The following is a 21438-nucleotide window of genomic DNA, read 5'->3' on the forward strand; positions in this document are numbered from 1 at the left end:
TGGCCGGGCGCCATGGCTGGCGCGCGGCCTTGCGGTGATTGGAACATAAGCGCGGAGCGGTGGTTGCCCCCGCAAGCGCCTTTGCCGCTACTTATAAACAAATTGTTTCAGCCCTCACAGGGCATTCACAGCCTGGCGCGGGCCCTGGAGCCGCCCGCGCCACGCAGGGTCAGCGGATACGGACACCCGGCACGATCCGCTGCATCGGATCCATGGGCGGTATCGGCAGGCTCTGGCTCTCAGGCTGCAGGTCGCCCGAGGGCGGCTGCGCAGGCGTGGCGGCCGGGGCCGAGGCGTCGGCCGGCGGCGCAGCGGGCGCCGGTGCTGCAGGCTGCGCCGGCGTAGCAGGCGTAGCAGGCGTAGCAGGCGTAGCAGGCGTAGCAGGCGTAGCAGGCGTAGCGGGCGTGGCAGGCGTAGCAGGCGTAGCGGGCGTGGCAGGCGTAGCGGGCGTGGCAGGCGTAGCGGGCGTGGCGGGCGTAGCGGGCGTGGCAGGCGTGGCAGGCTTTTCACCTTCGGCCCCGGCAGGGGCTTCAGGGCGCGCCGCCGGCGCCTCCGGGGCGCTGTCTGCATCCTCGTCGCCTTCGGGCGGGTTGCCGTCGTAGATCAGGTACTGGCGCCGCTGCAGGTAGGAATCACGCAGGAACGAGTACTTGTCCAGCGCCGCCTGCTCCAGCAGGTTGCTCGCGCCCAGCAGCTGCGCCCGGCCTGCGACGATGCGCACGCCGGTCAGCGAATTGCGCAGCGATACCGGATAGAAATAGGCCGACGGATCGAAACTGCGGTCCACCAGCATGCCGCCGGTGTCGCGCAGTGTGCTGGGCCCGAACAGCGGCAGCACCAGGTACGGCCCGGCCGGCACGCCCCACACGCCCAGCGTCTGGCCGAAGTCTTCCTTGTACTTGGGCAGCCCGGCCGGGGTGGCGATGTCGATCAGGCCGCCGATCCCCAGCACGGTGTTCATGGCCACCCGCATGGTGTCCTCGGCGGCGCGGGCGGGCTTGCCCTGCAGCAGGTTATTCGCCGCCGAGTAGACATCGCTCACGTTGGAGAAGAAGTTCTCCACCGCGCGCTGCACCGGCGTGGGCATGTAGTCGGCATAGACCTGGGCCACCGGGCGCAGGATGCCCTTGTCGAAGTCCTCGTTGATCTTCGCGACTTCGCGATTGAACGGCTCCAGCGGATCTTTCGGATTGGCGGTGGGGCCCGTGGCGCAACCGGCAAGCACGGCCGCGGCAGCCACCGCGGCCAGGCCCTTGCAGAAGGATGGGGCAACGCTCATTTGAGGTCCCCTGCCGGCGTCGGTGCGCTGGCACCGGCGGACGCACCGCCGCCGGCATCTGCCGCCTTGTTGTACAGGAACTGGCCGATCAGGTTTTCCAGCACCACCGCCGACTGCGTCATGGTGATGCGCCCGCCTTCGGCCAGCATGGCGGTGTCGCCGCCGGCTTCCAGGCCGATGTACTGCTCGCCGAGCAGTCCGGATGTCAGGATCTTGGCCGAGGTGTCCTTGGGAAACTGGTAGCGCTTCTCCAGGCTCATCTCGACGGTCGCCTGGTAGGTCTTGTCGTCGAAGCGGATCGCCGCCACGCGGCCGACCACCACGCCCGCGCTCTTGACCGGCGCGCGCGGCTTGAGCCCGCCGATATTGTCAAAGCGCGCCTGCACGCTATAGGTGTCCTGGAAGGAAAAGGCGCTCATGTTCCCCGCCTTGAGGGCCAGGAACAGCACGGCGACGAAGCCCGCCGCGACGAACAGCCCCACCCAGAAATCGAGTGCATTCTTTTTCATTGGAATCTCTTTCTTCAACCCCGTAGTGTTCTTGTCGCTGTCTTGTCTGTGTTGTCGTTGGTATGGCCGCGTCAGTTGCTGAACATCAGCGCGGTCAGCAGGAAATCCAGCCCCAGCACGGCCAGCGACGCAATCACCACGGTACGGGTGGTCGCGCGCGCGACGCCTTCCGGCGTGGGCTTGGCCTCGAAGCCCTGGTACAGGGCAATAAACGTCACAGCGATGCCAAAGATAAAGCTCTTGATCACGCCATTGAGCACGTCGGCGCGCACGTCGACGCCGCCCTGCATCTGCGACCAGAAGGCGCCGGCGTCAACGCCGATCAACTGCACGCCCACCACGTAGCCGCCCAGGATGCCGACCGCGCTGAAGATCGCCGCCAGCACCGGCATGGCGATCACGCCTGCCCAGAAGCGCGGCGCGATCACGCGCTGCAGCGGGTTCACCGCCATCATTTCCATGGCCGTCAGCTGCTCGCCCGCCTTCATCAGGCCGATCTCGGCAGTCAGCGAGGTGCCGGCGCGGCCGGCGAACAGCAGCGCGGTCACCACCGGGCCCAGTTCGCGCACCAGCGACAACGCCACCAGCAGCCCGAGTGCCTGCTCGGACCCGTAGCGGTTCAGCGTGTAGTAGCCCTGCAGGCCAAGCACGAAGCCCACGAACAGGCCCGACACCGCGATGATCACCAGCGACAGGTTGCCGACAAAGAAGACCTGGTCGGTCACCAGCCGGAAGCGGCGCAGCAGCGCCGGCGACAGGCCCAGCAGCGTCAGGAACATGCGCGTGGCACGGCCCAGCCCCGACAGGCTGCGGCGCACGGCCGCGCCGATGGTGGTAAAGAAGTCCGTCACCGCGCACCTCCGGCGAAATCCTCGGCCAGCGAAGGTCCGGCGTAGTGGAACGGCACCGGGCCGTCGGCCTCGGCATGGACGAACTGGTGCACGAACGGGTCGGTGGAGGCGCGCAGCGCCTCGGGCTCGCCCTGCGCGACGATGCGGCCGTCGGCAATGAAATAGACGTAGTCGGCGATCTGGAAGGTCTCGTGCACGTCGTGCGAGACGATGATCGTGGTGGCGCCCAGCGCGTCGTTCAGGCTGCGGATCAGCCGCGCGGTCAGCCCGAGCGAGATCGGGTCCAGCCCGGCGAAGGGCTCGTCATACATCAGCAGCGCCGGATCCAGCGCAATCGCGCGCGCCAGCGCCACGCGCCGCGCCATGCCGCCCGAGATCTGCGACGGCTGCAGGTCGCGCGCGCCGCGCAGGCCGACCGCGTTGAGCTTCATCAGCACCAGGTCGCGGATCATCGAGTCGGGCAGGTCGGTGTGCTCGCGCAGCGGGAACGCCACATTGTCGAACACCGACAGGTCGGTAAACAGCGCGCCGAACTGGAACAGCATGCCCATCTGGCGGCGCACCGCGTACAGGCCGCGGGTATCCAGCGTGTGGATATCGGTGCCGGCAAAGCTGACCGTGCCTGCCTGCGGGCGGACCTGGCCGCCGATCAGCCGCAGCACCGTCGTCTTGCCGCAACCCGAGCCGCCCATCACCGCAATCACCTTGCCGCGCGGGAAATGCATGGTCAGGCCGGACAGGATCGGCTTGCCGTGGTCCGCATAGGCGAAGTCCACCGCAGTCAGTTCGACGAGGTTTTGAGCAGAATCGGTCACGTTGGCACCGGTCAGGACAGTCGCGCATTATAAGGTGTACTACCTAGCCCTGCTGGCGCCCGTGTGCCCCGCGCCACATGCCCCCCGTCGACGGAGGCTCTCGGACTTGTCCTAGCCCTTCAAACCGGCCCACCCCTTTGCTGCTCAAGGCTCCTGTGTCGGCGTAACGTCCTTCAGGATCACCTGCCATTGGATCGATTCCGAGCGGATCGCGGTGGCAAACGCCTCCGGCGAGTCGCGCAGCGGCGTGACCCCCGCTGCCTGCAGGCGCGAACGCACCTCACGCTCGGACATGACGGCGTCGAGCTCGACCGCCAGCCTGGCGACGATTGCGCGCGGCGTCTTGGCCGGCGCCATCACGCCAAACCAGGCGGCCGCTGCATAGCCTTCCAGCCCCGACTCCTGCAGCGTCGGCACCAGCGGCGCCAGCGGCGAGCGGGCCACGCCCGTCACCCCGACCAGGCGCAGCCCGCCGCTCCTGACCTGGCCCTGGACCGCGGCAAACGAACAGAAACAGGCACTGATGCGGCCGGCCAGCATCTCCTGGACCACGGCGGCTTCGCCCTTGGCGGTGACCAGCGGCACGCCGCTGCGGATGCCGCGCACGGCGTACTCGGCGTACAGGTGGGAGGGGCTGCCCGGCTGGCCGTAGCCATAGCTGTAGGAGCCGGGGTTCGACTTCACCGCGGTCATCCATTGCTCCGGCGTGCGCATGGGCAGCCTGGCATCGATCACCAGGAACAGCGGCGTGGTGGCCACGCGCGCCACCGGCGTGAAATCGCGCACGACGTCGTACGGCACCGGCTCCAGTCCGGGCTGGATCAGCATATTGGCCTGGTGCAACAACAGGGTGTGGCCATCGGAGCTGGCCTTGGCGACCACGTCGCCGGCAATGGTGCCGGCGGCGCCGGGCCGGTTGTCGACCTCCACCGGCACGCCCAGCCGCGCGGAGAGGCGCTCGGCCAGCATGCGCGCCACCGCATCGGCAACGCCGCCGGCCGGGAACGGCACGATCAGGCGCATCGGGCGATCGGGGAACGACATGCTGCGCGCGAGCTGCTGGGTCCCGGCATGCGCCGGCATGGCTGGCACCGCCAGCGCCAGCGTGGCACACCCCAGGGCATACAGGCACAGGAAAGGCTGGAGCCAGCGCCGGACTGCGCCCATTGAGGGGCGCGGCACCAACTTTGCTTTACCTCGCCAAAGCCGCGACAAATTGCGCACTTCGGGCATCAATTTCCTCCGGCCGGTCTCCTGAGGAGGCGGCAAGCTGGTTCTGGGGAAAAAGGATTTGCGAGGCAGTTTCCGTTAGTTGTTTCTTGAAAATTGTAAGGACATTACCCAGGCCACCACAGACACGTAAACCATAGCCGGGAGAACCCTGAAGGCCCCGCCAGGCCTTGCCAAACGCGCCATGGCGGCCAGGGCGCACGGACCTCGCCGGCTATAATCGGCCGATGACGATTTACACCCTGCGGCCCATGGTCACTGCCGACCTGCCGGCCGTGCTGGCGGTGCAAGCCAGCTGCTATACCGAAGTCCTGCTGGAGAGCCAGGCCGCGCTGGCAAGCCGGCTGGCGCTGTCCCCCGCCACCTGCTGGGTCGCGGACGGTCCCGGGTATCCCGGCGCGCTCGCAGCCTACCTCTTTACCCACGCCTGGCCCGAAGCCACCCTGCCGCCGCTGGACGGCGTGCTCGACGATGGCTGGCGCCATGGCGCCGGGCCGGATGCCCTCACCTGGTTCGTGCACGACATGGCGGTGGCGCCCGCCGGACGCGGCGCCGGCCTGGCGCCGCGCCTGTACGAGGCGGCACTGGCAGCCGCGCGCGCGGCGGGGCTGCGGCATTCGCGGCTGATCGCGGTGCAGTCGGCCGCGCCTTGGTGGCGCAGGCTCGGGTACGCCCCGGTGGCGGCGCACACGGCCGCCGCCCATGCGGCCAAGCTGGCCAGCTACGGCGCCAGCGCGATGCTGATGGAGCGCACGCTGGCCGACTGAGCGCTGCGCCGGCGCCAGGATGACAAAAAGCCCGCCGGCTTGCGCCAGGCGGGCTTTTTGCTCTTGCCGGGGTGAATCAGCGCGGCAGTTCGGTGTGGCCCATCAGGAAGGCATCGACCGAACGCGCAGCCTGGCGGCCTTCGCGGATCGCCCACACCACCAGCGACTGGCCACGGCGCACATCGCCGGCGGCGAACACCTTGGGCACGTTGGTGTGGTAAGCACGCTCGCCCTCGGTCGAGGCCTTGGCGTTCTTGCGCGCATCGGTATCCACGCCAAACGCTTCCAGCATCGAGCCCACCGGGTTCGTGAAGCCCATCGCCAGCAGCACCAGGTCGGCCGGCAGGATGAACTCGCTGCCTTCGACTTCCTGCATGCGGCCATCCTTCCATTCGACGCGGCAGGCCTTCAGAGCCGTAACCTTGCCGTTCTCGCCGATGAATTCCTTGGTCGCGACCGACCAGTCGCGCTCGCAGCCTTCATCGTGCGACGACGAGGTGCGCAGCTTGATCGGCCAGTACGGCCACACCAGCGGCTTGTCCTCTTCTTCCGGCGGCTGCGGCAGCAGTTCAAACTGCGTCACCGAGGTGGCGCCATGGCGGTTGGACGTACCCACGCAGTCGGAGCCGGTATCGCCGCCACCGATCACGATCACGTTCTTGCCTTCGGCGCGGATCTCGTTTTCGCCGTCGCCGGCCACTTCCTTGTTCTGCGGGATCAGGAATTCCAGCGCGAAGTGGATGCCGGCCAGGTCGCGGCCCGGCACCGGCAGGTCGCGCGGCACTTCCGAGCCGCCCGCCAGCACCACGGCGTCGAACTGGTCCATCAGGGCCTGGGCCGAGATGGTTTCACGGGCGTAGTTCTTGATGCCGGCCGGCAGTTCGCCGTCGGTCACCATCACGCCGGCGCGGAAGGTCACGCCTTCGGCCTGCATCTGCTCGATGCGGCGGTCGATCAGCGTCTTCTCCATCTTGAAGTCGGGGATGCCGTAGCGCAGCAGGCCGCCGATGCGGTCGTTCTTCTCGAACACGGTCACGTCATGGCCGGCGCGTGCCAGCTGCTGCGCGACAGCCATGCCGGCGGGGCCGGAGCCGACCACGGCCACGGTCTTGCCGGTCTTGTGGCGCGGCAGCTGCGGCCTGACCCAGCCCTCTTCCCAGGCCTTGTCGATGATGGCGTGCTCGATCGACTTGATGCCAACCGGCAGTTCATTGATGCCCAGCGTGCAGGCGGCCTCGCACGGTGCGGGGCAGATGCGGCCGGTGAACTCGGGGAAGTTGTTGGTCTGGTGCAGCACCTCGATCGCCGACTTCCAGTCCTGGCGGTACACCAGGTCGTTGAAGTCGGGAATGATGTTGTTGACCGGGCAGCCGTTGTTGCAGAACGGGATGCCGCAGTCCATGCAGCGCGCACCCTGGATCTTCGCTTCGCTGTCGGACAGCGCGAACACGAATTCCTTGTAGTGCTTCACGCGCTTGACTACCGCTTCGTAGCCTTCGTTCTGGCGCGGAAATTCGAGAAAGCCAGTCGCCTTACCCATGTTGCGTCCTTGGTCATGCTGCGCGGGACCGGCGGCGTCGCCGGCCCTGCGGTGGGGTCAGAATCTTGTCAGGACCGCGGCGGCTGCCGCGGCCCCTCTGCGTCGTTGCGTTGCACTCGCTCAGGCCGCGATGGCTTCGCGGTCGCTGTCGCGGGCGGCCTGTTCCTTGGCGTACATCTCGCCCAGCGCGCGCTTGTACTCGGTCGGGAAGACCTTGACGAACTTGCGGCGTGCCGTGGTCCAGTCGGCCAGCAGCGCCTTGGCGCGCTCGGAACCGGTGTAGCGGAAGTGCTGCTCGATCAGGTTGCGCAGGATGACTTCATCCAGCACGCGCTTGCCGTCGACCTTGTGCCACGAAGCCGGGCCCTGGCCCTTCTCCTGGTCGGCGGCGGCCAGCACGGCCTCCAGCGCCACCATCGAGGTGTTGCAGCGCTTGTCGAACAGGCCGTCCTCGTCGTAGACGTAGGCCACGCCGCCCGACATGCCGGCCGCGAAGTTGCGGCCCGTGCCGCCCAGCACCACCACCGTGCCGCCGGTCATGTACTCGCAACCGTGGTCGCCGGTGCCTTCCACCACGGCAACCGCGCCCGAGTTGCGCACCGCGAAGCGCTCGCCGGCCACGCCGTTGAAGAACGCTTCACCGGCGATGGCACCGTACAGCACGGTGTTGCCGACGATGATGTTGCGGGTCGGGTCGCCGCGGAACTCGTGCGGGGCACGCACGATCACGCGGCCGCCCGACAGGCCCTTGCCGACGTAGTCGTTGCCGTCGCCCACCAGGTCCAGCGTGATGCCATGCGCCAGGAACGCGCCGAACGACTGGCCGGCGGTGCCTTGCAGCTGGATGTGGATGGTGTCGTCAGGCAGGCCTTCGTGGCCATGCTGCTTGGCGACCACGCCGGACAGCATCGCGCCGACGGTACGGTTGACGTTCTTCACCGGCTGGATGAACGAGACGCGCTCGCCCTTCTCGATGGCCGGACGCGCCTTGGCGATCAGCACGTGGTCGAGCGCCTTGCCGGCTTCCGCCGACAGGCCGTGGTCCTGCACGTCGGTGTGGTACAGCGGCACGTCCGCGCCCAGCGACACCTGGTGGAAGATGCGGCTGAAGTCCAGGCCGCGTGCCTTCCAGTGCTCGATGCCCGGCTTGGTGTCGAGCAGGTCGGCGCGGCCGATCAGCTCGTCGAACTTGCGGATGCCCAGCTGGGCCATGATCTCGCGGGCCTCTTCTGCAACGAAGAAGAAGAAGTTGACCACGTGTTCCGGCTTGCCCTGGAACTTCTTGCGCAGCTGCGGATCTTGCGTGGCCACGCCCACCGGGCAGGTGTTCAGGTGGCACTTGCGCATCATGATGCAGCCCTCCGCAACCAGCGGCGCGGTGGCAAAGCCGAACTCGTCGGCACCCAGCAGCGCACCGATGACGACGTCGCGGCCGGTCTTCATCTGGCCATCAGCCTGCACGCGGATGCGGTTGCGCAGGCCGTTGAGCAGCAGGGTCTGCTGTGTTTCGGCCAGGCCCAGCTCCCACGGCGTGCCGGCGTGCTTGATCGACGACCACGGCGAAGCGCCGGTGCCGCCGTCATGGCCGGCGATCACCACGTGGTCGGCCTTGGCCTTGGACACGCCCGCGGCCACGGTGCCGACGCCCACTTCGGACACCAGCTTGACCGAGATATCCGACGACGGGTTGACGTTCTTCAGGTCGTGGATCAGCTGTGCCAGGTCCTCGATCGAGTAGATGTCATGGTGCGGGGGCGGCGAGATCAGGCCCACGCCGGGCACCGAGTAACGCAGCTTGCCGATGTAGTCCGAGACCTTGTGGCCGGGCAGCTGGCCACCTTCGCCGGGCTTGGCGCCCTGCGCCATCTTGATCTGGATCTGGTCGGCCGAAGCCAGGTATTCGGCGGTCACGCCGAAACGGCCCGACGCCACCTGCTTGATCTTGGAGCGCAGCGAATCGCCGTCGCGCAGTTCCAGGTCGTTCTCGATCACGCCGTCGCCCAGCAGGCCCTTCAGGGTATCGCCCTGCTTGATGGGAATGCCGCGCAGCTCGTTGCGGTAGCGCTTCTCGTCCTCGCCGCCTTCGCCGGTGTTGGACTTGCCGCCGATGCGGTTCATCGCCAGCGCCAGCGTGGTGTGGGCTTCGGTCGAGATCGAGCCGAGCGACATCGCACCGGTGGCGAAGCGCTTGACGATTTCCTTGGCCGATTCCACTTCTTCCAGCGGAATCGCCTTGGCCGGATCGACCTTGAACTCGAACAAACCGCGCAGCGTCATGTGGCGCTTGCTCTGGTCGTTGATGATGTTGGCGTATTCCTTGTACGTCTGGTAGGCGCCCTTGCCGTCGTCAGCGCGCACCGAGTGCTGCAGCTTGGCGACCGAGTCCGGGGTCCACATATGCTCTTCGCCGCGGATGCGGAAGGCGTATTCGCCGCCGGCGTCCAGCATGCTTTCCAGCACCGGGTTGTCGCCAAAGGCGTCGCGGTGCAGGCGCAGGGCTTCCTCGGCCACTTCGAAGATGCCGATGCCCTCGACGTTCGACGGGGTGCCATGGAAGTACTTCTGCACCAGTTCGCGCGACAGGCCGATGGCTTCGAAGATCTGCGCGCCGGTGTACGACATGTACGTGGAGATGCCCATCTTGGACATCACCTTGAACAGACCCTTGCCGATCGCCTTGACGAAGTTCTTGACGGCCTTCTCGGGCGACAGGTCACCGGACAGGCCCTGGGCCATTTCGGCCAGCGTTTCCATCGCCAGGTACGGATGCACGGCTTCGGCACCATAGCCGGCCAGCAGCGCGAAGTGGTGCACTTCACGGGCGGTGCCGGTTTCGACCACCAGGCCGGTGGACGTGCGCAGGCCCTTCTCCACCAGGTGGTGGTGGATGGCGGACGTGGCCAGCAGCGCGGGAATCGCGACATGCTCGGCATCCACGCGGCGATCCGACACGATCAGGATGTTGAAGCCCGAACGCACCGCATCCACGGCTTCGGCGCACAGCGAGGCCAGGCGGGCTTCAATGCCTTCCTTGCCCCAGGCCTTCGGGTAGCAGATGTTCAGCTCGTACGAACGGAACTTGCCGCCGGTGTAGTGCTCGATGTTGCGGATCTTGGCGATGTCCTTGAAGTCCAGCACCGGCTGGGACACTTCGAGGCGCATCGGCGGGTTGATGTTGTTCAGCTCGAGCAGGTTCGGCTTCGGGCCGATGAACGACACCAGCGACATCACCATGTTCTCGCGGATCGGGTCGATCGGCGGGTTGGTCACCTGGGCGAACAGCTGCTTGAAGTAGTGGTACAGCGTCTTGTTCTTGGACGACAGCACCGCCAGCGGGCTGTCATTGCCCATCGAGCCGGTGGCTTCCTCGCCGGCCAGCGCCATCGGCGCCATCAGGAACTTGACGTCTTCCTGGGTGTAGCCGAAGGCCTGCTGGCGGTCCAGCAGCTTGGCCACCGGCTTCTTCTCGGCGGCAACGTCTTCCGGCTTGGCGTCGAGCTCATCGAGTTTGATGCGCACGGCGTCGATCCAGCTCTTGTACGGCTTGGCGTTGGCCAGGTTGTCCTTGAGTTCCTTGTCGTCGATGATGCGGCCCTGCTCCATGTCGATCAGGAACATCTTGCCCGGCTGCAGGCGCCACTTCTGCACGACGCGCGACTCGGGGAACGGCAGCACGCCGGCTTCCGAAGCCAGCACCACGACGTCGTCTTCGGTCACGTAGAAACGTGCCGGGCGCAGGCCGTTGCGGTCCAGCGTGGCGCCGATCTGGCGGCCATCGGTGAAGCAGATCGCGGCCGGGCCGTCCCACGGCTCCATCATGGCGGCGTGGTACTCGTAGAAGGCGCGGCGGTTGTCGTCCATCAGCGTGTGCTGTTCCCAGGCTTCCGGGATCATCATCATCATCGCGTGGACGAGCGGGTAGCCGGCCATCGTCAGCAGTTCGAGGCAGTTGTCGAACGATGCGGTGTCGGACTGGCCCGGGTAGATCAGCGGCCACAGCTTGGGCAGATCGTCGCCCAGCACCGGCGACGAGATCGCGCCGGTACGTGCGTTGATCCAATTGACGTTGCCCTTGACCGTGTTGATTTCGCCGTTGTGGGCGACCATGCGGTACGGGTGGGCCAGTTCCCAGGCCGGGAAGGTGTTGGTCGAGAAGCGCTGGTGCACCAGGGCCAGGGCCGAGACGGCGCGCTGGTCCAGCAGGTCCAGGTAGTACTCGCCGACCTGGTTGGCCAGCAGCAGGCCCTTGTACACCACGGTACGGGCCGACATGGACGGCACGAAGTATTCCTTGCCGTGCTTGAGCTTGAGCGCCTGGATGGCGTGGCTGGCGGTCTTGCGGATAACGTAGAGCTTACGTTCCAGCGCGTCCGTGGTCATGATGTCGCGGCCGCGCCCGATGAAGATCTGGCGGATCACCGGCTCGGTGGTGCGCACCGTCGGCGACATCGGCATCTTGGCGTCGACCGGCACATCGCGCCAGCCCAGCACGACCTGGCCTTCCAGGCGCACCGTGCGCTCCAGTTCCTGCTCGCAGGCCAGGCGCGAGGCGTGTTCCTTCGGCAGGAAGATCATGCCTACGCCGTATTCGCCGGCGGGCGGCAGGCTCACGCCCTGCGCGGCCATTTCCTCGCGGTAGAACTGGTCAGGGATCTGGATCAGGATACCGGCACCGTCGCCCATCAGCGCATCGGCGCCGACGGCACCCCGGTGGTCCAGGTTCTCCAGGATCTTCAGGCCCTGCGAGATGATCTCGTGGGACTTCTTGCCCTTGATATGCGCGACCATGCCGACGCCGCAGGCGTCATGCTCGTTGCTGGGATCGTACATGCCCTGCGCTTGCGGGCGCAGGTCAATGGCGTGGGAAGACTCGCTGGTCTGCGCTTGTGCCTGAGCTTGGGCCGAAAGATTTTTCGTTTGGTCCACGGGCTGAATTCCGGTGAAGGCTGCGCGAACTGGCTGGGCGTACCGGAACGGGGACCGCGCGCTTTCTCGTTTTCTTTATTCCTCCACCCAAACCGGAAACCGGCGGGACGGAAAATGGGGACGAAGCTGTCAGCGGGCCGCAGCGGCGTACACGAGCGTGACGCGCCGCACAATGACTGTGGGTGGAGCAACTATATGGGAATCGCGTTCGCCTCGCAAAATTTTTAAATGGGGTCAGATCATATTAAGTTACGCACCATTTCTGTGAGCCTTTTAAATGGGGACACATTAGTTATGCATCGAATCTGGCACATCTGTTGATGCCGTTTGCACCTTTTTGGGGCGTCCTTTCGGTAACGGTTGCACGCGCCGCATTGCGTGCCGCTCCAATTGGGCCAGGAATGCTTCGTCACCAAGTGGCCAGCCGCTGTGGGCATGGCCGCGCAGTGTCTCCAGGGTCTTGCCCGACAGGCCCTCGGCGGTCAGCATCCGGTAGTTCGACTGCCGCTCGAACGGCGTATTGCCCAGCTCCCAGTACGCGGAGTGGTCGCTCACAAACGGGCTGGCCTCGATGCCGGCGTGATGGTGGTAACTGCTCCAGCGATCGGCCTCGGGGGTGCTCACCTCGCCCGCGCGCAGCGCGTTGCCCTCGACATAGAGCATCGCCGGCAGCATCCACCGGGCGGGGTCGAACACCGCGGAGCGGAAGCGCCCTTCCCACAGCGTGCCGGTGCGGCCGGCCACCCGGTTGAAGTAGCGCGCATAGCGCCGCCCCACCGCCTGCATGGTCAGGCTCAGCGAGTCTGTGCCCTTGGGCGTGGCCACCAGGTGCACGTGGTTGGGCCGCAGCGTGTAGGCGTGGATGGCAAGGTCATGCTCTCGCGCGGCCATGCGCAGGCAGTCTAGGTAGTGCAGGTAGTCGTCCGGCCCCAGGAACACAGGCTGGCGGTTGTTGCCGCGCTGCAACACCAGGGCGGGCAGACCGGCGGGGGAAAAGCGGGGAAGGCGTGCCATGACAGGTCATGCGAGCATTGATGCCCGCATGATAGCCTGATCCGTCCCTATTTATGCGGCAGGCTGGCGCGCCGATCGCAGGGCCAGCGCGAACGCGGCCGTCAGTTGCCTTCGCTGACCGCGAAGATGCGGCGGTGCTCGCGGATCGCGTAGCGGTCGGTCATGCCCGCGATGTAGTGGGCAATCAGCCGCGACTGGTCGCCCCCATGGCTGGCCTGGTACTGCGGCGGCAGCAGGCGCGGGTCGGACATGAAGGCCTGGAACAGGTCGCCGACAATGCGCTGCGCCTTGGCCGACATGCGCATCACCAGATAGTGCCGGTACAGGTGCCGGAACAGGAAGCGCTTGAGTTCGGCCGCTTCTTCATGCATCTGCGGGCTGAAGCCGACCAGCGGGCCGGCGGCGCGCACCGCGTCGATATTGCGCGGGTTGGCCGCGGCGATATTGCGGCTGGTGGTCTCGATCAGGTCGACGATCAGCGTATTGATCATGCGCCGGACCGTCTCGTTGATGGCGCGCCGGCCGTTGACGCCGGGGAAGACAGCGGCCACCTCGGCGCGGTGGCGGGCCCACATCGGCACCTCGTCGAGCTGCTCCAGCGTCAGCAGCCCCGAGCGCAGGCCATCGTCGATATCGTGGTTGTTGTAGGCGATCTCGTCGGCCAGGTTGGCCAGCTGCGCCTCCAGCGACGGCTGCGTGCCCTCCAGGAAGCGCCGGCCCAGCTCACCCAGCGCCGAGGCGTTGACCCGCGAGCAATGCTTGAGGATGCCCTCGCGCGTCTCGAAGGTCAGGTTCAGCCCGTTGAAGCCGCCGTAGCGCTCTTCCAGCTCGTCCACCACCAGCAGGCTCTGCAGGTTGTGCTCGAAGCCGCCGTGGTTCTTCATGCAGGTATTGAGCGCATCCTGCCCGGCGTGGCCGAAGGGGGTGTGCCCCAGGTCGTGCGCCAGCGAGATCGCCTCGACCAGGTCTTCATTGAGGCGCAGGTTGCGCGCGATCGATCGGGCGATCTGCGCCACCTCCAGGCTGTGGGTCAGCCGGGTGCGAAACAGGTCCCCTTCATGGTTGACGAAGACCTGGGTCTTGTACTCGAGCCGCCGGAACGCCGTGCTGTGGATGACCCGGTCGCGGTCGCGCTGAAATTCGCTGCGCGACAGCGATGCGGGTTCGGCATGTACCCGCCCGCGCGTCTGCGCGGAGCGGGCGGCGTAAGGGGCGAGATGGCTTTCAAAGTCGGTCATGCGGCGCGTCCGGTGGCTGGGGCGGGGTGGCGAGGCATAACCGATCGGTCAGGCGACCGGGGCCTCGGTGGGAGGTTTGAGCACGGCGTGCGCGAGCGTAGCGCGCAGGTCAGCGTCCGGCACGGTGGTGATGAACGCTTCGCCGAGCCGCTTCAGCAGGATGAACTTGATGCTGCCCGCCTCGGCCTTCTTGTCGACCTTCATCAGTTCGATATAGCGGTCGGCACCGAGTTCCGGCGCCACCACGGGCAGGTTGGCAGCCTGCGTCAGTTCGCGGATGCGGGCGCGGGTCTCGGTGTCGATGAAGCCCAGCCGGTGCGACAGGTCGGCGGCCATCACCATGCCGCAGCCGACGGCCTCGCCGTGCAGCCAGGCGCCGTAGCCCATGCCGGCCTCGATCGCATGACCGAAGGTGTGGCCGAAATTGAGGATGGCGCGCAGGCCGCCCTCACGCTCGTCCTGGGCCACCACGCCGGCCTTGATCTCGCAGGAGCGCTGCACGGCGAGCGCCATCAGGTCCGGGTCGCAGGCATTCAGCGGCTTGATGTTGCGCTCGATCCAGCCGAAGTACTCGGCATCGGCGATGGCGCCGTGCTTGATGACCTCGGCCATGCCGGCGGCCAGCTCGCGCGGGGGCAGCGTGCGCAGCGTGTCGATGTCGGCGATCACCGCGTTGGGCTGATGGAACGCGCCGATCATGTTCTTGCCCAGCGGGTGGTTGATGCCGGTCTTGCCGCCCACCGACGAATCCACCTGCGCCAGCAGCGTGGTCGGCATCTGGATAAAGGGCACGCCGCGCATGTAGCAGGCGGCGGCAAACCCGGTCATGTCGCCCACCACGCCGCCGCCCAGCGCGACCAGCGTGGTCTTGCGGTCGGCGCCGGCCTGCAGCAGCGCGTCGAAGATCCGGTTCAGCGTTTCCCAGTGCTTGAAGGCCTCGCCGTCGGGCAGCGTAACGGTGCACACGGTCTTGCCGAGCGCGGCCAGCGCAGCCTCGACGCGCGCCGCATAGAGCGGGCCGACGGTTTCATTGGTGACGATGACGGCGTGCTGGCCGCGCACATGCGGGCGCAGCAGTTCGGCGTTGTCCAGCAGGCCGGTACCGATATGGATGGGGTAGCTGCGCTCGCCCAGGTCGACTTCAAGCGTAATCATGGATTGGGGTCCTGCGCCGGCGGCTCCGACGCTTCCGGCGGCACGGGGGCCGGCTGCGGGGGATCGATCGGGAAACCGGCCATTTCAAGTTGCATCAACACCATATTAGCAAGCTGCGCCACCGAAGGCTTGCCGGTTTCGATGATGAAGTCGGCGACCTCGCGGTAAAGCGGGTCGCGCTCAGCATAGAGCGCCTCGAGCTTGCCCTTGGGGTCCTCGGTCTGCAGCAGCGGGCGGTTGCGGTCGTGGCGGGTGCGCAGCCACAGGTCGTGCGGGCTGGCGCGCAGGTACACGACCGTGCCGCAGGCCTTCAGCACCTCGCGGTTCTCGGCGCGCAGCACGGCGCCGCCGCCGGTGGCCAGCACGATGCCCTGGCGCGCGGCCAGCTCGCGGATCATCGCGGCCTCGCGGTCGCGGAAGCCGGCTTCGCCCTCGACCTCGAAGATCACCGGGATGCGCACACCGCAGTGCGCTTCCAGCTCATGGTCGGAATCGAAAAACGGATAGTGCAGGCGCCGCGCCACCGTGCGGCCCACGGTGGTCTTGCCGGCGCCCATCAGGCCGACGAAAAAGAGGTTGGGTCGATCGGATTCCGGTCGCTCGGAGTCGGATCGATCGGCGTCGCACCGATCCTGGGCCTGGCGCTGTGCCGCCGGGCCTGTCGCTGAGGCTGTCACTGGACTGTCGTTCGGGAGCGTGGCATGCGGGCCGTCCTCCCCAGTTGGGAACTGCATCATCTTCTTATGTTGTGGCGCGGCCGGCAAGTGGCGAATGCGGCATGGCCCACATGGCCGGCCCGTCCCGGGGCCGCCTCCGGGCCTCCCGCGGCGCGCAAAAAAAGGCCGCATCCCTCGATGCGGCCTGCCAGTCTACTGTATCCGGCGCCTCCGGACGCCATGTCCCTACCTGAGCGACACGCTCTCGTTCAGGATGCGCGGGGTCAGGAACACCAGCAGCTCGGTGCGGTTGCGCACCTTGGCGTTGCTCTTGAACAGGTTGCCCAGCACCGGGATGTCGCCCAGCAGAGGCACCTTGTCGGTGTCGTTGGACTCGGTCTGGGTGTAGATGCCGCCGATCACCACCGTGCCGCCGTTCTCCACCAGCACCTGGGTCTGCACGTGCTTGGTGTCGATGGCAAAGCCCGAGGTGGTCTGGATGCCCACACTGTCCTTGTTCACGTCCACATCGAGCAGCACATTGCCTTCGGGCGTGATCTGCGGCGTCACTTCCAGCTTCAGGTTGGCCTTGCGGAACTGCACCGAGGTCGCACCGCTGGAGGTCGCCGCCTGGTACGGCAGCTCGGTACCCTGCTCGATCAGCGCCTTGATGTTGTTGGCCGTGACCACGCGCGGGCTGGAGATGATCTTGCCCTTGCCGTCTGCTTCCAGTGCCGACAGCTCCAGCGCCAGGAAACGCGTGGCGGCGCTGTTGAACAGGCTCACCGCGATATTGGCCGGATTGGTGCCGTTGATGGCGCCTGCCGGCAGGCTCAGGAACGGGCCGTTGTCCGAGGTCGAGCCCGGCAGCACGTTGTTGTAGGTGTTGCCGACCTTGGCGTTGTTGTACTGCCCGGCAAAGCCCAGCTTCACGCCCAGGTTGCGGCTGAAGGTATCGGTGGCCTCGACGATGCGCGCCTCGATGATCACCTGGCGCACCGGGATGTCGATCTTGCCGATGAAGTTCTGCACCTCTTCCAGCTTGGTCGCGATATCCGAAACGAAGAGCTGGTTGGTGCGCGCATCGGCCGTCAGCGAACCGCGCTTGGACAGCATGCGCGTGCTGGCGCCCGCCGCCCCTGCCACGCCAATGGGCGCCGCCGCAGCAGCGCCGCCGCCCGCCCCCAGGCCCAGCAGCATCTTGCGCACGTCTTCGGCACGCTGGTAGTTGAGCTGGAACACCTGGCTGCGGATCGGCTCCAGGTCACTGATCTGCTGCTGCGACTCCAGCTCCAGCTTCTCCTTGGTCTGCAGCTCCGCCTTGGGCGCCACCCACAGCACATTGCCGTTGCGGCGCGAGGCCAGGCCCTTGGCATCCATCACGATCTGCAGCGCCTGGTCCCACGGCACGTCCTTCAGGCGCAACGTGATGTTGCCCTGCACGCTTTCGCTGGTGATGATGTTCAGGTTGGTGAAATCGGCGAACACCTGCAGCAGCGAGCGGATGTCGATGTTCTGGAAGTTCAGCGACAGGCGCTCGCCGCGATAGCCCGGGCCACTGATCAGCTTGGTCGGGTCTTCCTTGACGGGGCGCACCTCGACCACGAACTGGGTATCGGTCTGGTACGAGCTGTATTCCCAGTTGCCGCGCGGCTCGATCGTCAGGCGCGCGTTGCCGTTGGCGTCCGAAGCATGCATGCCCTGCACCGGCGTGCCGAAGTCGCTGACGTCGAAGCGACGCCGCAGGTTGTCAGGCAGCGTGGTGCCGAGGAAATCGACCACGACGTTCTTGCCCTGCTGCGCGATATTGATGCCCGAATCGCGCGAGGACAGGTCCACCACCACGCGCCCGGCGCCATCGGCACCGCGGCGGAAGTCGACATTGCGCAACGACGGCCGTGCCGCCGCGGCTGCAGGCGTCGCCGTCGCAGCCGGCGCAAACGTGGGCGCGGCGTTCTTGAGCGCCGGCGCCACATTATCCAGCGCCACCACGAAGTAGTTGCCGCGCTGGTCGGTGCGATAGGTGGCGTTGCGCGTGAGGTCGAGGATCACGCGGGTACGGTCGCCGATCTGCACCACGTTGGCGGACTTGACCAGCTTGCCGCCGTAGTCGTACTGCGCGCGCCGGTTGGCAAAGCCGGTATCGAAGAAATCGATCGCGAGCCGTGCCGGGTTCTGCGTGGTGAAGTCCGCCGGCTTCTGCGACAGCGGCCGTTCGAGCTCGATCGTGAACACGGTCTGCTCCCCGACCATGCTGACGTCAACCGCCTTGATCCGGTTGCTTTGTGCCAGCGCGGCCGGCGCGGCAATCACCAGCAACAGCGCCAGCGCCAGCGCCAGCGCCATCGTTGTCTTTGCGGCGCCCGCAAGCGCACGGTACCAGCGCGTGAGGGTCATGCCGCCACCTCCAGCTTCAGGCTGGTCATTTTCTCTTTCCACTCTGATACCCCCTCCCGGACCAATTCGCGCAGCACGATCTCCTGATCGGTGATGCGGACCACCCGGCCATAGCTCTGGCCGAGATACTGACCCACCTTGATATGGTGGATCTTGTTATCAACCCGCACGATGCCAAAGGTCTCCCCGTGCTTCATCATCATCCCGAGCATCTTGAAGTTCTCGAGCGGGTAGTCCTCCAGCGGCTCGCGGCGCCGCCCGGCTTCGGGCGAATCCGCCAGCGTCTTGTTCAGCTCGCCGATCTTGGCCTGCGCGAACGGCTCGGGCGCCTTGGCTGCGGCGTACTCGCGCGGCACATAGGGCCGGGCGTCGGGCAGCGGCTCGGGCGGCTTGGCGCGCGCGCTGCGGGTGGCATCCATCCACTGGCGCAAGGCGTCTTCATCGCTGGCGCCGCAGGCGCCCAGCAGGCCGACGGCCAGCGCCGCCACCGCGAACGTGCGTGGCGCCGTGGTCCAGGCGAGGCTGCGGGTACGCGCGGTGGGGCTCATTTGGCACCTCCTGCCTTGGCTGCCGCAGCGGCTGCCGCGGCCTTGCGCTGCGCGGCCTGCTCGTCCGGGTCGAGCGCGCGGTAGGCCATCGCCACCGCCTCCATCGACATCCCGCCATCCTTGGTATTGGCCAGCTGCAGGTTCTGCATCGACACGATCCGCGACAATGCCGCCACGTCGGCATTGAACTGCGCCACCTCGTGGTAGCGCCCGGTCACGCGCAGGTTCACCGGGATCTCGGCGAAGTAGGGCTTGATCACCGCCCCCTGCGGCTTGAACAGCTCGAACTGCAGCCCGCGTGCGACGCCGGCGTGGTTGACGTCGGCCAGCAGTGCATCCATCTCGGCCTTGTTGGGCAGCTGCCGCTCAAGCAGCGCCACGCGCTGCTCCACTTGCTTCTTCTGCTCGCGCAGCGCGTCCAGGTTGGCCACCTGCGCCACCTTGGACTGGTACGCCTGCTTCAGGCTTTCCTGTTCCTGGCGCTGGCGGTCGAGTTCGTCGAACCTGGCGCTCCAGTAGAACTGCCAGCCCAGCAGCAGCGCCACGGCGGCGGCCAGCACCGCGAACAGCACGCGCGGCGCGGCCGGCCACGTCTCCGGTTCGCTCAGGTTGAGCCCGCGGAACTGGCCGGTCAGGTCGGCCAGGTTGATTTCAGTATTGAGCGCCATGGTCAGGCCTTTCCGGCTGCGGGTGCGGGAACTGGGGCGGCTGCGGGGGCGCCCGGCACGGCCTTCTTGCCGTCGGCCGCCGCTTCCGGCGCGCGATACGTGAAGCGCATCGAGAACTCGAACAACCGGCGCTGCTCGCGCAGGTTGTTGGTCATGGTGACGGCCTTGGATTCGACCAGCTCGGCCTTGTCCAGCCAGGCCACCCCGCTCAGGTTGCGCAGCAGCTCGGAAATGCGCTCGTTGGACTGCGCCACGCCCGCAATGGTGAAGGCCTCGCCGGTCTGCTTCAGGCTGGTCAGGTAGACGCCCTCTGGCACCTGCCGCACCAGTTCCTCAAGCAGTTGCACCGGGCGGTTGCGCTCGGTCTGCAGGCTTTCAACGGCCTTCTGGCGCTGCAGCAGCGCATCAATGTCCTTCTTCAGGCTGTTGACCTCGCGGATCTGCCCGTCCAGCTTGGCGTTCTCAGCGCTCAATACCTGGTTGAGCGCGACCACCGATGCGATGCGCCCGTCGATATAGTAGCCACCCAGCAGCACCACGGCAGCGCCAGCCACTGCGGCGCCGGCAAGCATCGTATAGACCTTCTTGCGGCGTGCTGCCTTGCGGGCTTCGTGGTAAGGCAGCAGGTTGACCGAAGGCAGTGTGTTCGTAGACATCTGATGCCTCCGGTGCGTTATTGCAGGCCGCGCAGGGCCAGGCCGGCACTGACGATGTACGCCGGCAGGTCGCGCTGCAGGTAGCGCTCGTTGACCTTGGCGTTGGTCGCCATGTTGGCGAACGGGTTCGCCAGCGTGGTGGTGATCTTGGCCTGGTGCTGGATCGCCGATTGCACGCCGAGCAGCGACGCATGCCCGCCCGAGAGCAGGATCTCGTCGACCCGGCCCAGGCTGGAACTGGCGATGAAGTTGCCGACCGCGGACTGCACTTCCATCGCCAGTGCATCCAGCGACGGCTTGAGCAGCTGCGCGCGCCAGGCTTCAGGCAGCGTGTTCTTGCGTTTCTTGATCTCGGCCTTGAGCGCGTCGAGGGTGAACATGCGCGCCGCACTCTGCGTGAGCTGGTCGCCGTAGCTGTTCAGCGGCTGCTCGTAGAGTTCTTTCCAGCCCTGGTAGAAGATCGCCTTGGAACGGCTGCCGCCCAGGTGGATCACCGCCACCACCGGCAGCGCGCGCGCATCGGCCTCGGGCATCTCGTGCGGCACGCCCAGCATCTGCACGATCGAGCGCTGCACCGCGTATTCCTCGACATCCATGACCTGGGGCTTGAGCCCGGCCATCTCGGCCGCGGTCACGCGCTCCTGCACGCGGTCGCTGTTGGCCGCCGTGACGCGCACGCCGATACCGCCCTCGGTCTCGCTGGGGCCGATCACGGCGAAGTCGAAGTTGACCGCCTGCGACGGCGGATAGAGCCGGTGCGCCTCGGATTCGACCTGGGAATACAGTTCGTCTTCGGACAGGTTGTCCGGCAGGCTGACCGTCTGTGACTCCGTCAGCATGGATGGCACGCCCAGCACCACGTCCTTCGAACGGATTCCGGCCTTGCCCAGCGCGCGTTTGAGCGCGATCCCGACGGCCTCGATATTGATGACGTTGCCATCGGCAACGGCGTTGCGGTCCAGCAGTTCGCTGGCGCATTTTTCCAGCCGATAGTCTTGCCTGCTGCCCCCTGCGGACAGCTCGACTACCTTGACACTGGACGACCCGATATCCACACCGACCGTAGTCCGGCGTAGAAGCCCCGACAAAATGCCCCGACGCAAGGTGACCCCCTGACTTTTGAACTCGCCCCTGGCTTGAACGCTCTAATCGGGCGAGCCTTGTTTCTTGAATGAAACGTTTGCTCTTT

General features: G+C 66.7%; 17 protein-coding genes. 1 reads left to right on the forward strand and 16 read right to left on the reverse strand.

Features of this window, described 5'->3' with window-relative positions; translation table 11 throughout:
- Window positions 1-169 precede the first annotated feature (169 nt).
- From RS901_RS04605 to RS901_RS04625, 5 genes are all read right to left on the reverse strand, one after another.
- Entirely contained in the window at window positions 170-1279 is a 1110-nt protein-coding gene (locus RS901_RS04605) for a VacJ family lipoprotein (protein WP_316151711.1), read from the reverse strand.
- Window positions 1276-1788 carry an outer membrane lipid asymmetry maintenance protein MlaD gene (gene mlaD, locus RS901_RS04610; protein WP_316151712.1) on the reverse strand — a complete coding sequence of 171 codons (513 nt, stop codon included), beginning with the start codon at window positions 1786-1788 and terminating at the stop codon, window positions 1276-1278. The genes RS901_RS04605 and mlaD overlap by 4 nt, the downstream gene beginning before the upstream one ends.
- Window positions 1789-1859: 71 nt before the next feature.
- Window positions 1860-2639 carry a lipid asymmetry maintenance ABC transporter permease subunit MlaE gene (gene mlaE / locus RS901_RS04615; RefSeq protein WP_316151713.1) on the reverse strand — a complete coding sequence of 260 codons (780 nt, stop codon included), beginning with the start codon at window positions 2637-2639 and terminating at the stop codon, window positions 1860-1862.
- Window positions 2636-3454, reverse strand: coding sequence for an ABC transporter ATP-binding protein (locus RS901_RS04620; RefSeq protein ID WP_316151714.1), 819 nt, complete (start codon window positions 3452-3454; stop codon window positions 2636-2638). The genes mlaE and RS901_RS04620 overlap by 4 nt, the downstream gene beginning before the upstream one ends.
- Window positions 3455-3598: 144 nt before the next feature.
- The gene (locus RS901_RS04625; RefSeq protein ID WP_316151715.1) at window positions 3599-4687 is read right to left on the reverse strand and encodes a tripartite tricarboxylate transporter substrate binding protein; all 1089 of its coding nucleotides are present in this window, start codon (window positions 4685-4687) and stop codon (window positions 3599-3601) included.
- A 224-nt stretch (window positions 4688-4911) separates the two neighbouring features.
- On the opposite strand from RS901_RS04625, the gene RS901_RS04630 reads away from it, so the two are divergent.
- Window positions 4912-5451, forward strand: coding sequence for a GNAT family N-acetyltransferase (locus tag RS901_RS04630; protein ID WP_316151716.1), 540 nt, complete (start codon window positions 4912-4914; stop codon window positions 5449-5451).
- 76 nt (window positions 5452-5527) lie between these two features.
- On the opposite strand, the gene RS901_RS04635 is transcribed toward RS901_RS04630, so the two are convergent.
- From RS901_RS04635 to pilM, 11 genes are all read right to left on the reverse strand, one after another.
- A complete protein-coding gene (locus RS901_RS04635) occupies window positions 5528-6991 on the reverse strand; it encodes a glutamate synthase subunit beta (protein ID WP_114132210.1) in 1464 nt (487 codons plus the stop codon).
- Between the two features lie 120 nt (window positions 6992-7111).
- Window positions 7112-11917: a glutamate synthase-related protein gene (locus RS901_RS04640; RefSeq protein WP_316151718.1), complete on the reverse strand. Its 4806-nt coding sequence runs from the start codon at window positions 11915-11917 to the stop codon at window positions 7112-7114.
- A gap of 288 nt (window positions 11918-12205) precedes the next feature.
- Window positions 12206-12931, reverse strand: coding sequence for a transposase (locus tag RS901_RS04645; protein ID WP_316151719.1), 726 nt, complete (start codon window positions 12929-12931; stop codon window positions 12206-12208).
- 101 nt (window positions 12932-13032) lie between these two features.
- Window positions 13033-14169 carry a deoxyguanosinetriphosphate triphosphohydrolase gene (locus RS901_RS04650; RefSeq protein ID WP_018313931.1) on the reverse strand — a complete coding sequence of 379 codons (1137 nt, stop codon included), beginning with the start codon at window positions 14167-14169 and terminating at the stop codon, window positions 13033-13035.
- Between the two features lie 48 nt (window positions 14170-14217).
- Window positions 14218-15324: a 3-dehydroquinate synthase gene (gene aroB, locus RS901_RS04655; protein WP_316151721.1), complete on the reverse strand. Its 1107-nt coding sequence runs from the start codon at window positions 15322-15324 to the stop codon at window positions 14218-14220.
- Complete coding sequence (locus RS901_RS04660) at window positions 15321-15881, reverse strand: shikimate kinase (RefSeq protein WP_316153380.1); 561 nt, start codon at window positions 15879-15881, stop codon at window positions 15321-15323. The genes aroB and RS901_RS04660 overlap by 4 nt, the downstream gene beginning before the upstream one ends.
- 345 nt (window positions 15882-16226) lie before the next feature.
- Entirely contained in the window at window positions 16227-18377 is a 2151-nt protein-coding gene (gene pilQ, locus RS901_RS04665) for a type IV pilus secretin PilQ (RefSeq protein ID WP_316151722.1), read from the reverse strand.
- On the reverse strand, window positions 18374-18925 hold the full coding sequence (locus RS901_RS04670; protein WP_316151723.1) for a pilus assembly protein PilP: 552 nt from the start codon (window positions 18923-18925) through the stop codon (window positions 18374-18376). Before RS901_RS04670 ends, pilQ begins: the two co-directional genes overlap by 4 nt.
- The gene (locus tag RS901_RS04675; RefSeq protein WP_316151724.1) at window positions 18922-19593 is read right to left on the reverse strand and encodes a type 4a pilus biogenesis protein PilO; all 672 of its coding nucleotides are present in this window, start codon (window positions 19591-19593) and stop codon (window positions 18922-18924) included. The genes RS901_RS04670 and RS901_RS04675 overlap by 4 nt, the downstream gene beginning before the upstream one ends.
- A 2-nt stretch (window positions 19594-19595) precedes the next feature.
- On the reverse strand, window positions 19596-20249 hold the full coding sequence (locus tag RS901_RS04680; protein ID WP_316151725.1) for a PilN domain-containing protein: 654 nt from the start codon (window positions 20247-20249) through the stop codon (window positions 19596-19598).
- Window positions 20250-20266: 17 nt separating this feature from the next.
- Window positions 20267-21337 (reverse strand): type IV pilus assembly protein PilM, encoded by a 1071-nt coding sequence (gene pilM, locus RS901_RS04685; protein WP_316153382.1) that lies wholly within the window; start codon window positions 21335-21337, stop codon window positions 20267-20269.
- Window positions 21338-21438 lie beyond the last annotated feature (101 nt).

It is taken from the genome of Cupriavidus sp. BIC8F, from assembly GCF_032465815.1.
Classification (GTDB): Bacteria; Pseudomonadota; Gammaproteobacteria; order Burkholderiales; family Burkholderiaceae; genus Cupriavidus; species Cupriavidus necator.

What these genes read in the sequence shown, in the direction of transcription:
- RS901_RS04670 (WP_316151723.1), bottom strand. Translation starts at nt 18,925, where the DNA reads ATGAGCCCCACCGCGCGTACCCGCAGCCTCGCCTGGACCACGGCGCCA.
- RS901_RS04635 (WP_114132210.1), bottom strand. Translation starts at nt 6,991, where the DNA reads ATGGGTAAGGCGACTGGCTTTCTCGAATTTCCGCGCCAGAACGAAGGC.
- RS901_RS04605 (WP_316151711.1), bottom strand. Translation starts at nt 1,279, where the DNA reads ATGAGCGTTGCCCCATCCTTCTGCAAGGGCCTGGCCGCGGTGGCTGCC.
- RS901_RS04645 (WP_316151719.1), bottom strand. Translation starts at nt 12,931, where the DNA reads ATGGCACGCCTTCCCCGCTTTTCCCCCGCCGGTCTGCCCGCCCTGGTG.
- RS901_RS04660 (WP_316153380.1), bottom strand. Translation starts at nt 15,881, where the DNA reads ATGGGCGCCGGCAAGACCACCGTGGGCCGCACGGTGGCGCGGCGCCTG.
- mlaD (WP_316151712.1), bottom strand. Translation starts at nt 1,788, where the DNA reads ATGAAAAAGAATGCACTCGATTTCTGGGTGGGGCTGTTCGTCGCGGCG.
- RS901_RS04630 (WP_316151716.1), top strand. Translation starts at nt 4,912, where the DNA reads ATGACGATTTACACCCTGCGGCCCATGGTCACTGCCGACCTGCCGGCC.
- pilQ (WP_316151722.1), bottom strand. Translation starts at nt 18,377, where the DNA reads ATGACCCTCACGCGCTGGTACCGTGCGCTTGCGGGCGCCGCAAAGACA.
- RS901_RS04650 (WP_018313931.1), bottom strand. Translation starts at nt 14,169, where the DNA reads ATGACCGACTTTGAAAGCCATCTCGCCCCTTACGCCGCCCGCTCCGCG.
- RS901_RS04625 (WP_316151715.1), bottom strand. Translation starts at nt 4,687, where the DNA reads ATGCCCGAAGTGCGCAATTTGTCGCGGCTTTGGCGAGGTAAAGCAAAG.
- RS901_RS04680 (WP_316151725.1), bottom strand. Translation starts at nt 20,249, where the DNA reads ATGTCTACGAACACACTGCCTTCGGTCAACCTGCTGCCTTACCACGAA.
- aroB (WP_316151721.1), bottom strand. Translation starts at nt 15,324, where the DNA reads ATGATTACGCTTGAAGTCGACCTGGGCGAGCGCAGCTACCCCATCCAT.
- RS901_RS04675 (WP_316151724.1), bottom strand. Translation starts at nt 19,593, where the DNA reads ATGGCGCTCAATACTGAAATCAACCTGGCCGACCTGACCGGCCAGTTC.